This is a genomic window from Peribacillus cavernae (assembly GCF_003989135.1).
GTDB lineage: Bacteria > Bacillota > Bacilli > Bacillales > DSM-1321 > Peribacillus > Peribacillus cavernae.
Genome location: NZ_RYZZ01000001.1, coordinates 118,684 through 133,145 on the forward strand (window position 1 = coordinate 118,684; position 14,462 = coordinate 133,145).

At 42.2% G+C, this 14,462-nt stretch carries 19 protein-coding genes and 1 pseudogene; 3 read left to right on the top strand and 17 right to left on the bottom strand.

Features of this window, described 5'->3' with window-relative positions; translation table 11 throughout:
• Positions 1-16 precede the first annotated feature (16 nt).
• Together ELQ35_RS00600 and ELQ35_RS00605 are read right to left on the bottom strand one after the other, a co-directional pair.
• On the bottom strand, positions 17-439 hold the full coding sequence (locus tag ELQ35_RS00600; RefSeq protein WP_126862921.1) for a deoxycytidylate deaminase: 423 nt from the start codon (positions 437-439) through the stop codon (positions 17-19).
• Positions 440-596: 157 nt separating this feature from the next.
• Entirely contained in the window at positions 597-1,265 is a 669-nt protein-coding gene (locus ELQ35_RS00605) for a helix-hairpin-helix domain-containing protein (protein WP_126862922.1), read from the bottom strand.
• Between the two features lie 101 nt (positions 1,266-1,366).
• Here ELQ35_RS00605 and comER point away from each other — a divergent pair, with 101 nt between their 5' ends.
• On the top strand, positions 1,367-2,194 hold the full coding sequence (gene comER, locus ELQ35_RS00610) for a late competence protein ComER (protein WP_126862923.1): 828 nt from the start codon (positions 1,367-1,369) through the stop codon (positions 2,192-2,194).
• A 145-nt stretch (positions 2,195-2,339) separates the two neighbouring features.
• On the opposite strand, the gene ELQ35_RS00615 is transcribed toward comER, so the two are convergent.
• The 8 genes from ELQ35_RS00615 to ELQ35_RS00650 are packed head-to-tail and all read right to left on the bottom strand — an operon-like array spanning position 2,340 to position 7,396.
• On the bottom strand, positions 2,340-3,086 hold the full coding sequence (locus ELQ35_RS00615) for a class I SAM-dependent DNA methyltransferase (RefSeq protein WP_126862924.1): 747 nt from the start codon (positions 3,084-3,086) through the stop codon (positions 2,340-2,342).
• Positions 3,083-3,439 carry a ribosome silencing factor gene (gene rsfS / locus ELQ35_RS00620; protein WP_126862925.1) on the bottom strand — a complete coding sequence of 119 codons (357 nt, stop codon included), beginning with the start codon at positions 3,437-3,439 and terminating at the stop codon, positions 3,083-3,085. Before rsfS ends, ELQ35_RS00615 begins: the two co-directional genes overlap by 4 nt.
• Positions 3,436-4,011, bottom strand: a complete 576-nt coding sequence (gene yqeK / locus ELQ35_RS00625) for a bis(5'-nucleosyl)-tetraphosphatase (symmetrical) YqeK (protein ID WP_126862926.1) — start codon at positions 4,009-4,011, stop codon at positions 3,436-3,438. Before yqeK ends, rsfS begins: the two co-directional genes overlap by 4 nt.
• Positions 4,001-4,570 carry a nicotinate-nucleotide adenylyltransferase gene (locus ELQ35_RS00630; protein WP_126862927.1) on the bottom strand — a complete coding sequence of 190 codons (570 nt, stop codon included), beginning with the start codon at positions 4,568-4,570 and terminating at the stop codon, positions 4,001-4,003. The genes yqeK and ELQ35_RS00630 overlap by 11 nt, the downstream gene beginning before the upstream one ends.
• A gap of 14 nt (positions 4,571-4,584) precedes the next feature.
• A complete protein-coding gene (gene yhbY / locus ELQ35_RS00635) occupies positions 4,585-4,875 on the bottom strand; it encodes a ribosome assembly RNA-binding protein YhbY (RefSeq protein ID WP_126862928.1) in 291 nt (96 codons plus the stop codon).
• Positions 4,869-5,711: a shikimate dehydrogenase gene (gene aroE, locus ELQ35_RS00640; RefSeq protein WP_126862929.1), complete on the bottom strand. Its 843-nt coding sequence runs from the start codon at positions 5,709-5,711 to the stop codon at positions 4,869-4,871. The genes yhbY and aroE overlap by 7 nt, the downstream gene beginning before the upstream one ends.
• 15 nt (positions 5,712-5,726) lie before the next feature.
• Complete coding sequence (gene yqeH / locus ELQ35_RS00645) at positions 5,727-6,833, bottom strand: ribosome biogenesis GTPase YqeH (protein WP_126862930.1); 1,107 nt, start codon at positions 6,831-6,833, stop codon at positions 5,727-5,729.
• A complete protein-coding gene (locus tag ELQ35_RS00650) occupies positions 6,830-7,396 on the bottom strand; it encodes a YqeG family HAD IIIA-type phosphatase (protein WP_370873411.1) in 567 nt (188 codons plus the stop codon). The genes yqeH and ELQ35_RS00650 overlap by 4 nt, the downstream gene beginning before the upstream one ends.
• Positions 7,397-7,781: 385 nt before the next feature.
• Here ELQ35_RS00650 and ELQ35_RS00655 point away from each other — a divergent pair, with 385 nt between their 5' ends.
• Positions 7,782-7,922, top strand: a complete 141-nt coding sequence (locus ELQ35_RS00655) for a sporulation histidine kinase inhibitor Sda (protein WP_126862931.1) — start codon at positions 7,782-7,784, stop codon at positions 7,920-7,922.
• 43 nt (positions 7,923-7,965) lie between these two features.
• Here ELQ35_RS00655 and ELQ35_RS00660 read toward each other — a convergent pair whose 3' ends face one another.
• On the bottom strand, positions 7,966-8,766 hold the full coding sequence (locus tag ELQ35_RS00660; RefSeq protein ID WP_126862932.1) for a phosphatidylserine decarboxylase: 801 nt from the start codon (positions 8,764-8,766) through the stop codon (positions 7,966-7,968).
• Between the two features lie 276 nt (positions 8,767-9,042).
• Between ELQ35_RS00660 and pssA the strand changes: the two genes are divergently transcribed.
• Entirely contained in the window at positions 9,043-9,582 is a 540-nt protein-coding gene (gene pssA / locus ELQ35_RS00665; protein ID WP_126862933.1) for a CDP-diacylglycerol--serine O-phosphatidyltransferase, read from the top strand.
• A 55-nt stretch (positions 9,583-9,637) separates the two neighbouring features.
• On the opposite strand, the gene ELQ35_RS00670 is transcribed toward pssA, so the two are convergent.
• From ELQ35_RS00670 to ELQ35_RS22425, 6 genes and pseudogenes are all read right to left on the bottom strand, one after another.
• A complete protein-coding gene (locus ELQ35_RS00670) occupies positions 9,638-11,446 on the bottom strand; it encodes a M3 family oligoendopeptidase (protein ID WP_126862934.1) in 1,809 nt (602 codons plus the stop codon).
• Between the two features lie 175 nt (positions 11,447-11,621).
• On the bottom strand, positions 11,622-12,335 hold the full coding sequence (gene sigK, locus ELQ35_RS00675; protein ID WP_126862935.1) for an RNA polymerase sporulation sigma factor SigK: 714 nt from the start codon (positions 12,333-12,335) through the stop codon (positions 11,622-11,624).
• Positions 12,336-12,826: 491 nt separating this feature from the next.
• Positions 12,827-12,964 carry a YrzI family small protein gene (locus tag ELQ35_RS00680; protein WP_126862936.1) on the bottom strand — a complete coding sequence of 46 codons (138 nt, stop codon included), beginning with the start codon at positions 12,962-12,964 and terminating at the stop codon, positions 12,827-12,829.
• A 105-nt stretch (positions 12,965-13,069) separates the two neighbouring features.
• Positions 13,070-13,207: a YrzI family small protein gene (locus ELQ35_RS00685; RefSeq protein WP_126862937.1), complete on the bottom strand. Its 138-nt coding sequence runs from the start codon at positions 13,205-13,207 to the stop codon at positions 13,070-13,072.
• 579 nt (positions 13,208-13,786) lie between these two features.
• Positions 13,787-14,080 (bottom strand): YrhC family protein, encoded by a 294-nt coding sequence (locus ELQ35_RS00690; protein ID WP_246025916.1) that lies wholly within the window; start codon positions 14,078-14,080, stop codon positions 13,787-13,789.
• Between the two features lie 233 nt (positions 14,081-14,313).
• A pseudogene (locus tag ELQ35_RS22425) lies at positions 14,314-14,453 on the bottom strand (cysteine synthase); the annotation flags it as partial.
• Positions 14,454-14,462: the final 9 nt, after the last annotated feature.

The following is a 14,462-nucleotide window of genomic DNA, read 5'->3' on the forward strand; positions in this document are numbered from 1 at the left end:
TTAAAGCCCTTCTATTTCATCCAGCCTCTCCAGGTAAATGGTCAACGCGAATATCCTTTAAAAAGTATTGATTCAACGTATTTGGATAAGCATTTCTGTACACAATCCTTTCAAGGCCGACCTGTGCTAAAATTTTCGCACATGTCTCACAAGGTTCATGAGTGATATAAGCTGCAGCTCCCTTTAGATTGTCTCTTTCCGCATGCAGCACTGCGTTTGCCTCAGCGTGCAGGGTACGAACACAACGACCAGATTCATTAATCAGACACCCGGCATCTTCGCAATGTTCATGTCCGTGGATAGAACCGTTATAGCCAGTTGAAACGATGTGCTTATCTTTGACGATGACACACCCAACGTGCAGCCTTGGACAAGTAGAACGGGAAGAAACTTCTTCTGCAATATCCAAAAAATACTCATCCCAACTTTTTCTTTCCACCTTTATCGCCTCCATTTTAAAATATTATTCATTTCTGCAGGTAATTTTATGAGGATTGAATCACAGCTAATGCGTCCTATAGTGGCTCCCTTTTTTACAAGTTTCGACTTTATCCTTTATTTTACCCTTCTCTTTTCAGTTTGTGTACCTCTCCCATTCAATTCACAGAGATCGAGTCTTTCAATTTTTCAAATGTCTTGTCGCCGATTCCTGTGATGTTCTTCATATCTTCAATCGTTTTGAACGGGCCACTTTTCTCTCTGTATTCAAGAATAGCCGTCGCCTTGGAGGGACCAATGCCTGGCAATGTCTCCAAATCGGCCTGGACCGCTGTGTTTAGATTGACTTTTTCTCCTGCTCCGCTTGCTGATCCATTGGTGACGGCTGCCCCAGCTGCCGGTATTTCTGCAATCGGCATACCTGTCTCCTCTCCGACTTCCGGTACATAAATGACCATCTGATCTTCTACAAGCTGTGCCAGATTGACTTTATCTTTATCCGCATTAGCCGTAAAGTTCCCCGCCCTGGTTATTAAATCAATGACCCGGTCGCCTTCTTTTGCCGTAAAAACACCTGGCATTTTCACTGCGCCTTTTATGTCGACTTTGACCACTAGAGGTTTTTTTGTGGTTTCCTGAGCGGTTTCTCCTTTAGCTTCAAAATCGTTTTCTTCCGCTGCATATGCTGCTGGTCCCTCTTCATCAAAGTATTTATCACTTTCATTTTTGCCGTTATCAAGAGACTGCTGATAAAAATAATAACCGGCTATTGAGAGGATAAGGATCAAAGGGAGCAGTACCAGCTTCTTCTTTTGTGATATTTTCATATTGACACCTCCGTATTCGTTATTCTTGGGTTTACAGTCATAAGACCATCATGTGTGACATACCTTTTTAGGAGAAGTTCCGCTTAGAAAGGGGGAGGAAAATGAAAATAGGTGTGATTGGAACAGGAAACATGGGGACCATTCTAATAGAAGCGCTGCTTGAAGCAAACGCGCTTGAAGCAACAGATTTGACAATTACAAATCGGACACTCTCGAAATCATTTTCCCTGAAAGAAAAGTACGCAGGTATATCAGTGGCAGATTCTTGCGAAAAGGTGGCCAGGGAGTCAGAGGCCATTTTTATTTGCGTAAAGCCGTTAGAATTCCATCATGTTATCACAGACATCAAGCCTCATATAAACAGCAGCCAATGTGTTATCTCGATTACAAGCCCGATCTCGGTAGCGCAGCTGGAATCAAAGCTTGACTGCAATTGTGCCCGCTTTATACCGAGCATTACCAGCCGTGCTTTGTCGGGAGTATCTTTGTTGAGCTTTGGTGATGGATGTTCCCCGGCATGGGTCGAGGCGCTGACTGATTTGGCCGCGTGCATCTCAACTCCTGTCAAGATTGAAAATGACATTACAAGAGTGGCCTCTGATATCGTCAGCTGCGGACCTGCCTTTTTTAGTTATCTGGCAAGGGCTTTTATCGACGGGGCCTGTAAACAGACGAAAATTGATGAACAAACGGCAACCCTTTTAACTGAAAAAATGCTTGTCGGCCTCGGGGAGCTGTTAAAAAAGGAAATTTACACACTGCCTGCCCTGCAGGAGAAGGTTTGTGTAAAAGGCGGCGTTACCGGTGAAGGAATTAAAGTGTTGGATGCTAAAGTGGGAGATATGTTTCAGCAGCTTTTCCATGCCACACATGAAAAATTCGAAGAGGATATTGAAAAAGTCGAAGAGCAATATGGAACTCCTTATTAGAATTCGCTGTAAATGGATAGTATCCTCCTAAAGGCTCAAGATTTTTTTAAAAAATTTTTTTTAAAAAAAAGAACCGTTTAGTGTTTGTGCAAAAAAACTCGTCCAGTTGGAAGAGCCTCCATGCACATTCACTTCAAACGGCTTCTTATTTTTTTTGTGCTATGAATAGAATTCTTTCTGTTTTTTCGTGGACAGGCTTTTCATCTAAATCAGAAAGAACCTCCAACAACTCAAAACCCGATTCCGCAAGCCACTTCTGATATTGTTCAGTATGATATGTACGTTGATAATGAAATTCATCAAAGCGGTCATAAAGCCCGCTTTCCCTGTCAAGGACAAAAAAGCTTAAATCGTGTTCTGCACTATACGGCTCTTCTCCAGGAAAGCAGTCCCATATATAGGAAACTTCCTCGTCATTGACAGCGAATGTATGGTTTTGGAATATATGTTCCATTTTAAAAATCGAATGGACATCAAACATAAACAGGCCGCCATCTCTTAAATGGCTGTGCACTTGCCTGAATGTGCGCGGGATGTCCCCTTCCTCACGTACATAATTAAGCGAATCGCAAAAAATCGTTACACAATCATAGGCACCGAGGCCGTCAAGTTCAGCCATGTTCTGCCGATAGAGCGGGATATTCAAGCCTTGCCTCACTGCTTTTCCATTTGCCACGGCCAGCATTTCCTCAGATAAATCCACCCCTGATACGGTAAAGCCGTGTTTGGCCAGTTCAATGGTGAATTCCCCGGTACCGCAAGCAAGATCGAGAACTTCCCTGCCATCTATTTGATAACGGTCCATTCTCGTTATGAGCAAATACAGCCATTTCTCATAGGGAGCTTCTTTCATCAGTACATCGTACACATAGGCAAAGCGTTCATATGTCATTGACTTAATTCACTCTGCAGGTCTTCTGTCGGTGCATCTCCCCATAAACGCTCCAGGTTATAGTAGCTTCTTTCGTCGCGGTGGAAAACGTGGGCCACCACATTGCCGAGATCAACAAGTACCCATTTTGCTTCGTCAAAACCTTCCATCCGTTTTACCGGATAGCCTTGTTCTTCCGCTTTTTCCTTCATTGCGCGGGCAATCGCCTGCACCTGTTTATCTGAATTTCCGTGACAAATCAAGAAATAATCGGCAACAAGCGAAATACCTTTCATATTTAACACAATCAAATCTTCGGCCCTTTTGTCGTCTGCCGCTTTTGCAGCAGTAATTAGAAGCTCTCTTTCAGTCATTGAATCTTCTCCTTGCTATTTAGGATAAGGTCATTATAGGCCTCGAATGTATCGGGATAAACCGCCTGATTTCTTTTCATTAAAAAAAATATTGTATTCCGCAACGCTTCGATTACGGCAAGGTCGAGGTTCTCTTTTGCCGTGTTCCTAACCTCATCCACCCCTTGGAACGCCCTGCCTGGTTCGATGTAATCAGCTAAAAAAACAATTTTATCTAGCAGCGCCATCTTCACCTTCCCGGATGTATGGTATCTGATCGCATCGAGAATTTCACGATCGGTTACACCGGCTTCTGTTTCAACCAGGTATGCGCCGGCTGGGGCATGCCACAATTCGGAGTTAAACGCGAGTAAATTCGGATTCATCTTTTGAGAAGCAATGATTTCCTTCATTTCATCCTTGGCACGGAACTTGGCATAATCATGGAAAATCGCCGCCAATTCGGCTTTCTTCTGGTCGGCTCCATATCTTTCGGCTAAGGCGATTGAGGTTTCCATGACGCCCAAAGTATGCTGATAACGGTGCTCGGTTATCTGCGTTTTCACTAAGCGGAGCGCTTCCTCACGATTCATACAGATCATTCTCCTCAATGTAGGTTATCACTTTCTCAGGAAGCAGGTATTTGACCGTCTTTTCATTTCTTACTTTTTCACGGACTTTTGATGATGATATCAACATCTCCGGAATTTCAACCATTGTAATCGGGTAGTCCGTAACCTCGTTATAAGTCGGCCTTTTTACGCCGACAAACCTGATGAGCTTCATCAATTCATCAATTCTATGCCACTTTGGCAGATACTCAATCATATCGGCACCAATGATAAAAGAGAATGCATGGTCAGGCTCCCTTTGCCGAAGCAGTTGGATCGTATCGTACGTATAGGAGGTTCCTTTCCGTTCGATCTCAATCTTTTCTATGGCAAAAAATTCATTGCCTTCGATCGCATAATTTAGCATGGCAATCCTGTCCGCGTCTGTCACATCAAGCGTTTTTTTCTTATGGGGCGGAACATGATTGGGCATAAACCTGACTTCATCAAGTTGTAAACTGTCCAGTACTTCATTTCCGATAACCAGGTGGCCAATATGCGGCGGGTCAAACGTGCCGCCAAGAATCCCGATTTGCTTCATTGCTTTTCCCTGCCTTATGGGAGCTTGATTTGTCTATTTTCCCTTGATTCTTTATACAGTACAATCGTATTTCCGATAATTTGGACCAGCTCGGCCCGTGCACCCTTAGAAAGGGACGCAGCGACGGTGTCCCGGTCTTCCTCACAACTTTGAAGAACGCTGACCTTTAAAAGTTCACGTGCTTCAAGCGCATCATCCAGCTGTTTAATCAGGTTTTCATTGATACCGCCCTTGCCCACCTGAAAAATCGGGTTAAAATGATGTGCCTTTGACCGTAAAAATCGTTTTTGTTTGCCAGTTAACATCTGTTTCCTCCTAGTTTGTCGAGCACGATTTGTTTCATTCTTTCTGTATCCGGGTTAACCCCTGTCCAAATTTCAAAAGCAAAGGCAGCTTGGTGGGCAAACATCCCCAAGCCATTTTGGATGGCTGCCCCGTGCTGTTCTGCTTCCTTCAGGAATTTTGTCTGCAGCGGATTATAAATAATATCGCTGACAAAAGCGCCTTTTTTTATATGTTCGATCTTAATTGGTGCAGCCTCCATGTTCGGGCTCATCCCCGCTGATGTTGTTTGGATGATGACATCGTACTCCCCGAGAGATTTTTCTGCTTCTGCTATCGAAAGCGCACACGAAGTTTTTTCATACGGGCATTCAGCGATAAGATTCTCCGCTTTTTCAGGGGTGCGGTTCGCTATATCGATAAGATGAATGCTTTCCTTTACAAGGGTAAAATAAATGCCCCTTGCCGCACCGCCCGCTCCGATAATGAGAATCTTTTTGCCTGCCAGAGTGTAATGATATTGATCTCTAAGAGCTTTTAAAAAGCCCTTGCCATCCGTATTATAACCGATGAATTTCCCGTCTCTATTCACTACTGTGTTAACGGCACCTATGGCAAGAGCCACTTCTTCCACTTCATCAAGCAGCGGAATGACAGCCTCCTTGTGGGGGATCGTGACATTAAATCCGGAAACGCCGATTGCTTTCATCCCCCTGACCGCATCCGGAAGATTTTCGGTTTGCACATGAAAATGATGATAAGCTGCCTTTATATTTTGCGTCTTAAACGCATCATTATGAATAGTAGGTGACATCGAGTGCTCAATTGGATCTCCGATTACCCCATATATTTTATGCATTCTTTTCACCAGCCATTAGATTAACGATTTACGGATCATGATGTTCACACCTTTTGGAACATAGGCAGCAATCTTTGCCCCTGGTTCATTGACTGTAACCCAGCCAAGACCGGAAAAGACAACATCCGTTTTTCCCTCTTTTATTGTAAATTCCCGTCTAACCAGTTCCGGAAACTCGTCCATTTGCTCTAAACGAGGAGGCGTAAGCATCTCCCCGGCATGGTTTTTATATAATTCATCTGCTTTCTCAAGCTTGGTGCGGTGAATGTCCAATTCATTGGAAATATAACAAGTAAAAGATCTTTTTCCTCCGGCGATGTAGTCAAGCCGCGCTAGTCCGCCAAAAAATAGCGTTTGCTGTTCATTCAGCTGATAAATTTTCGGCTTGATCTCCTTTTTGGGAGTGATCACCTTTAGATCGCGTTTATCCACAAAATGGGCCATTTGATGGTGATTGATAATTCCGGGAGTATCAATTAAAGCTTTGCCGTCATCCAGCGGGATTTCAATTGTGTCAAGAGTCGTTCCAGGAAAATGGGACGTGGTAATGATGTCCCCTTCACCGGTTACTTCCTTGATCAGACGGTTGATAAAAGTCGATTTGCCGACATTCGTACAACCGACAACATATACATCCAAATCACGCCGGTAATGGTCAATCGCTTCAGCCGCTTCCCGAATATAATTGCCTTTATCAGCACTGACAAGCAGGACATCGATCGGGTTTAATCCCAGTTCCTTTGCGGACTCTTTCATCCAATGGATGACTCGATTATGCTTGACGGATTTAGGCAGCAAGTCAGCCTTATTTCCAATCAACAGTACATCATTATTTCCGACAAAACGGTGAAGTCCCGGCAGCCAGCTCCCGTTAAAATCAAAAATATCAACAATCTTAACAATCAGGGAATCGGTCCGGCCCACTTCATTTAATATTTTTAAGAAGTCATCGTCTGTCAAAGATACATCCTGCACTTCGTTGTAATGCTTGAGTTTAAAACATCTCTGGCAAATGATACTTTCCTTTTCCAACGCTGAAGCAGGCGCATAACCCAACTCGTTCGGGTTTTCCGTTTGTACCTTAACGCCGCAGCCCATGCATTCGATATCATGATTGCTCATTCATTCGGATCCTCCCATTCTAACATGCCTTTTCGTTTAAAAAACGCTAAAATCCTTCTTTCAATCCTTCTGTTGAACTTTGTAATAAGTCCATCAGTCCTGGCGACAGGTACAACTAAAATAGTCCGAAAGCCATTTCTATTGCCTCCTAATACATCCGTTAACAACTGATCGCCGATTACAACGGTTTCTTCCCTTTTTAAACCCATATTCTTAATAGCTCTCCTAAAAGCTTTCCCCATCGGTTTTCGGGCCTGAAAAATAAATGGTATTTTCAGTGGATCAGAAAACGACTTCACCCTGTTTTCGTTATTATTTGACACAATGGTCACTAAAATCCCATGAGCGCGCATGTTTTCAAACCACTGTATCAGTTTCGGCGTTGCCGAAGGACGGTCCCACTCGACAAGCGTATTATCAAGATCAGTAATAATCCCTTTGACCCCCTTTTCCTGCAGGGTTTCGGGCGTTATGTCAAATATGCTTTTTACATGTTGACTCGGCAAAAATAATTCAAGCAAGTTCCACACCTCAATGTTTTCCAACAGATTTTCCGTATCCATCATATCGAAATTCTTTCAAAAAAACCAAGAAAAACAAAGTATACCAATAAGTAAATTCTTTGTATATATTTCCTTAGACAACCACATGAAAAAATCTATATTTACAAGCGGAAAAAAATAAATTTTTCGACAAAATTTTGGACATCCGCATTTGTGGATAAGGTTATGCACATTATACATACTGATTTAAAAAGATACCTATAGTTTATAAACAACTTAACCACAGGTTATCCACTTTCTCATGTGGATAACAGAACGATTGTTCTATTGGGTTGTTTTTGATAAAGTAAGAGTACAACAAGGCTGACTTACCAATTTATGTTCAGAAAGTGGAAATTATGCCTTTCTGAAAAAATAATGGAGGTGACTGGCCATTAGGCTGTTTATGAATAAACTATCAGATGATCTATTAATCGAATCCTATTTCAAGGCACGTAAATTAAACTTAAGCGTCGATTTTATTCGCCTTATTGAGACCGAAATCCACCGGCGCTCGCTAACCCACAAAATCAATGCCATTTTCTGATTTCTCATATGCGGGGCTGGCTACCTGAGCCAGCTTTTTTGCTTTAGCCTTCCTTTTGGCTTTCCTTCATTATATACCCAACTTTTTCACCAACGCGGACGTCGGAAGGAACCGATTTACTTTCAGCAATTTTGAAAGTATTTTTTTCAAAAAGCAAAACAACGGTGGAGCCAAAACTAAAATAAGCAAATTCCTGGCCTCTAGAAAGCGATTTTGCTTCGTCGGTTATGACAATGGAATTCACAAACATCGCACCTACCTTCACAATTACGACGTGTCCGCTGCCATGCTGCACCTCTGTGATATTCCGGTAATTTTTAGACAGCGGCGACCGTCCATATTTCATGCCCATGCTATTTACCGGATATGACTTCTTGCCGATTACCCACCGGTCCACGACTTTCCCTTCGACGGGTGCATGGATACGATGATAATGGCTAGGGCTTAAATACAAAACCATATATTTGCCGCCGATATACTTCGATACGGCGGTATCAGCGCCGAGCATTTCTTTGATTGAATATACTTTTCCTTTTACAGAAATCCGGCTTTCGCTTGTGACTTCACCAAAATCCTCCAACACTCCGTCCACAGGGCTGACAACCGCCGAGACATGATCGTCAATCTCCCTGGCACCTGCTTTTAATCTTCTTGTAAATAAATCATGAAGAGTCATAAATGTGTCGATTTCACCATCTATTTCACCTTTATTGAGTTTATAGGCATTTGCATAGCTTGAAATCAATGGCCTGCTCCATTTCGAGCAGCTGAATCTCCTTAATGCCCCTGAAGAGAGTCTCCCATTTGTCAGTTCAATGAACATACGGTATAAGGACTGAAACAAACACGAACACCACCGTTACTAAAATAATTTACAAACCTCTTGCATAAAATGTATGGTATAAAATATTATTATATAATAAAGTATTATATCCGTCAGTGGCTAAAAACTTTTTAAAAACTGACGATTAGCTGCTTTGATAGAAACGTAACACAAAAAAGCATGTCAACCGCCCATTGGCTGCAGGGAACCCGACCGCCTCACCGCGGTCATCGCCAACAGGAGGAGGACTTTTGGCCTCAAGCTAATCTTTACTATTTCGCGAGAGGAGTGAATAAATTGATGTTATCAGACGTGCTAGACCATACCATTAAAAAGCTGAAATCACAAACAGCTAACATTATTACGCTTGCAAACTTGTCCCTCGGGGGATTTGCTATCATTGCCGCAATAAATGGCGAGTTACATTTAAGCTTACTGTTGATCTTCCTCGCGGCGCTCGCCGATCGGTTTGACGGCATGGTTGCCAGAAAGTTTAACTGTGAATCAGAGCTTGGTGAACAGCTCGATTCGATGTGCGATATCATATCTTTTGGGGTGGCTCCTGCTCTATTAATCTATCAGGGAATTCTTCATGAGTTCGGTGCACCGGGAACTTTCTTTACTGTATTCTATATCGGCTGCGGCGCCTTCCGTCTGGCCCGGTTTAATATCTCGGAGAATAACGGGTACTTTACCGGATTGCCAATCACAGCAGCCGGCTGCCTTGCCACTTTAAGCTTTTTGGCGATACCGCACTTTCACCCGGTACTTTTCTTATCATTAATAATTCTCTTATCTTTTTTAATGGTCAGTCCATTTAGAATTCGAAAAGTTTAAGACGATCTCTTGTGACAGGAAATGCCCTCCACATAAAGTGGAGGGCATTTCCTTTTTATGCTTCCTTGTTAGACTTGTCCGTAAGCTCCAAAAATTCTTCGATATCCTTCAGGCAGGCACCTACAGCTTGCACCCAGAAGTCCTTTCCTGTCAAATCTGTTTTTAAATGTTTTTTGGCAAGGTCCTCGACCGTCATGGAGCCGGTATCCTGAAGTAAAGCGATATATTTCTCCTCGAATCCTTCTCCTTCTTCGAGTGCTTTCGCGTAGATGCCAAGCGAGAATAAAAACCCGAACGTATATGGGAAATTATAAAATGGCACGCCGGTGATATAAAAATGGAGCTTGGATGCCCAGAATGAGGGGTGATACTCCGCCAACGCATCTCCATATGCTTCTTTTTGTGCTTCTATCATAATTTCATTCAATCTCGCGGCGCTTACCATTCCCTGTTTTCTTTCCTCGTAGAAGCTCGTTTCGAAAAGAAAACGGGCGTGTATATTCATAAGCAATGCAACAGTTCGCTGAATTTTGTCTTCCAACAGGGCGAGCTTTTCCGCATCATCCTTCGCTTCCTTCACTGCAGCATCGGAAACAATCATCTCGGCAAACGTAGAAGCCGTTTCAGCTACATTCATCGCGTAAGAACGCTTAAGCGGATGAATGTCCTTTAGGGCATACGAATGGAATGCATGCCCTAATTCGTGGGCAAGGGTTGATACATTTGAAGGAGTCCCGGAATAAGTCATAAAAATCCTCGATTGCTCATTTAAAGGAAAACCTGTGCAAAATCCGCCGGGTCTTTTATTTTGCCTGTCTTCTGCCTCAATCCAGCTGTCTTCAAATGCTGTTTTTGTAAACGCTGCAAGCCTGCTCCCGAATTTCGAGAAATGCTTGAGAATGAATTCAGCGCCATCTTCATATCGCATAACATTTTGTGCCGCAGAAGATGGAAGTGGCGCATCCAGGTCATACCAGCTCAATTTCTCAACGCCCAGCAGTTCTGCCTTGCGATTGAGGAATTTCACGAGCGGTTCCTTATTGTTGGCAATAACCTCCCACATGCTTTCCAGGGTTTCCTTTTGCATCCTGTTAATCTCAAGAGGTTCCTGTAAAACATTCTGCCAGTCTCTTTTTTCATAGATACTTAAACGGAATCCTACCAAATGATTTAGCGTTCTAGCAAGAACTTCGCTTTTTTCCCCCCAGGCATTTTCCCAGGCTTCAAAGATTCCCCTTCTGACATTTCGATCAGGATCAGAGAACTTATTTGCGGCCTGGCCGACAGACAGCTGGTTTATTTCACCATTTTCCTTAAATGGGATCTTGATCGATCCGACAATTGTATCGTACATCTGGCTCCAGCCATGGTAGCCGTCTACAGCCAGCTGGTTAATCAATGATTCTTCTTCAACCGACAGTTTTCTTCTTGCTCTTTCCCGTCTTTCATTCAATATGTAATGTAGTTCGTCCAAAGGTGGTGTTTTAAGAATTTTTTGGTAAAATTCCTCATCAAGCTGGACAAGCTTTTGATCAAGCTTTGTCAGTGCGTCCTGGAAGGCAGCTGAGTATTGCGTTACCTGTGCGCGAAGCCCGTGTGCTTTGGCATCCTTTGTATTTTGTGCTTCAAGACAACTGATAAACGCACCCGCCTGGCGCATCTCGGTCCCTGTCTTTGCAAAAAGCTCTATGATATTAATCAGTAAGTGCTGATCTTTTTCCTCAGAGCGCACTCTCCAGCCGCTCACTACCGCGTCGAAGTTTTTAATATCCTGATTTAAACTTTCTAGAAATAAAGAGAATTCCTCAGAAGAACTTCCTCCCTTGAAAAAAACGTCCAAGTCCCATGTCAAAGAATATGTCATCAATATTGCCTCCTTATTTAATATGTACAGTATATCGTTTTATTCTGAATTATTCCATTTCTTGAAAGAGTTTTCCACCGAAATAAATGACTTTTTGGGGATGCAGATTATTTTACTTGCATCCCTTTCAAATGAAAAACAGCCTCCGATTTTCGAAAGCCGTTTTCCTGATCGCCTATCCTCTTCTTTTTTCTTTTTCCGCGCGGTAAAATTCATGGAACATCTTCATCAATGCCCGTTTTTCAATCCGGGATACATAGCTGCGGGAAATGCCAAGTTCTTTCGCTATCTCGCGCTGGGTTTTTTCTTTTTTTAAGTCAAGGCCGAACCGCCCAATAATGACTTCCTTTTCCCTGTCATCGAGAATATCGATAAACTGTTTCACTTTTTCAATTTCCATATTCAACTGAATCGTATCGACAACATCCTCTGATTCCGATTTAAGCACATCAATGAGTGAGATCTCGTTCCCTTCTTTATCCTGGCCGATCGGATCATGAAGCGAGACATCTTTCTTTGTCTTCTTCGTAGCCCGTAAATGCATGAGGATTTCATTTTCAATACATCTGGCAGCATATGTAGCCAGTTTCGTCCCCTTGCCTTCGGAATAGCTTTCGATTGCCTTGATCAGCCCAATCGTGCCGATTGAAATTAAATCTTCTGTGTCTTCGCCAGTGTTTTCAAACTTTTTGACAATATGTGCAACGAGCCGCAGGTTATGCTCAATCAGCATATTTCTCGCACCGCTGTCTCCCTCGGCCATTAGCTGTAAGTATTTTCGTTCCTCTTTTGCGGACAATGGTTGGGGAAACGCATTATTCTTAACGTATGATACTAATAAGTAGAACTCCTTTGCCAAATAACCGATTGCTGTTAAAAGATCTGGCATGCCTCCACCTCCGCTATTTTCCTCTGGACGATTGCCTATGTTAAAACCTATGCTCACGGAGGCTTGATTGTGTCTGTACCAAAAGAATTTTGAGCAGGGAGGAATTAAGGGCTGTAGGAATATTTCCGGCCGTATTGTCTAAAAACCGGTAGGAAGAGATCCGAGGCGAAATATGAGAGAAATCAAGAAGATCATGTATTGAACTCCCTCTCACTTAGTTTTCATAATCATTTTTTTATCAATAAAATAGAGTGTTAAAATCATCCCGATTTAACACTCCATTTTATATAGGCTTCCACATTATTTAGACTTGCGATGGACAACTTCCAGTTCCTTACACTTCACACCGTCCGCTTCAACAAAGACAGATCCCTTCATTTAGCCGGTATCCTTCTGATCCCATAAGCAGCCTCTTGTTCCCTTGATTGTATTTTCCATTTTCATATTCATCTCCACCTTTTCGGTTATTTGCGATTCGGATTGATTTCAAATTAGAAATTACGGTAAAACAATGTTTTATCAATGATTTCATCTCGTAGCTTTTTAATGTTTTGCTGGTGCAAATATTCTTCAGCCGTCATTTTTCGTTTCTTGATCGTGATTGTAAAAAACAGCATGTTTAGTGTCATAGTTTTCACCTCCCTTAATCAGTGTTCATCCGGTCCGATAGGCAGCCCTTCTTTTCCACGATACATCTTTCATATTTATCTCCACCCCTTGTTGGTTATTTGTTGTTAAAAGTTCCGGTACATGATTGTTTTATCCCTATTTTCGCCATGAATCTTTTTAACTGTTTCCTGATGTAAGTATTCTTCAGCCGTCATTTTTTGTTTCTTGATTGTAATGATAAAAAATAGCATATTCAGCGTCATATATATCACCTCCTTCATTGTGAAGCAGACCGATTCTAAAATTGGGCACAAAAAAGCCGCAGAAGAGAAAGCACTCCTGCGGCAATGGATATAAAAAGGCCACAGGATACACGCTTCTTCCTGCGGCCGGTATAGTCTGCATCATCATTTAAATAAAACATCCTTGGTTAAATGAAATCTGCACCGTTCAGGTCGAAAATGTGTGTATAGGAATATGAAGTTAATTCAGTCGGATAAGCGGGACATGAAATTGTGTGAGCATAAGTCATTTTCTTCGACCTCCTTTGCAGATTTTATCTTATAATGGTAAGTATATCCAAAGCTTACATATTTGTAAACCATTAATCTGCCTTTTTTTTATATAAATTTCGTCAAACAGAGATTTGTTCAAGAAATTGCATGCTGAAACTACGGTTATAACGATAAAATGATTTCTTCGAACAAAAGCGTGATCTTCTCACCCATATCACTTAATGTATTCGGGGATAACTATTCAATGTCATTATCCAATTCTTTTAGCGCCATTTTTTTCAAAAAAAAGAGCCTGAAATACCCTATATAGGTTTTCAGGCTCTATGCTTATTTTAATAAAGATTCATCATTTTCAGCGAGAATCTTTTTATATTTGGATGAGAGTATAAAGAAAATGATCGATGCCATGATAAACACGATGGTTGCTCCCATATTGACATATGTGCCAATCATCGTTTTTCCTGCAGAAGGAATGACACTGCCAAGATAGAAAAAAGCGCTAACACATAGCAATATCACTGCAAAACGTTTAAAGTCAACCATTTTCTCACGCATTGGAGACGCTTTTGTCTTTTGCTTCTTCACAAAACCACCTGCACCTTCTGTTAAACTTACAAACAACTATTATCATTCTATCATAAATCGCCTAGCAAGTAGGGCTGTAAATCTTGGGAAATAACTCTTATGAGAATGAAAATCCTTGATTTGTAATGGTTTAAAAGAAGGATTGCCCTTGGGAAATATTAATCTTCCAGTGCGTGATCAATTAAATCCCCGGCGTCTTCAAGCCCGACTGAAATGCGGATGCCAAGCTCGGCTCGGCGCTCATGTGGAATCGAAGCGTGTGCTTGAAGCAATCGATCCTTGACACTGACGCCAGGATTAAAGTATTCCAATTTGGCAAAATCCTCACTCCTGCGGGAAGCTGGAAATGTGTGATTTCCATCAAGGGCGTGTCCCCTATTAACTCATCGATGCTTTGGATTACCTTCATTTCGATTCG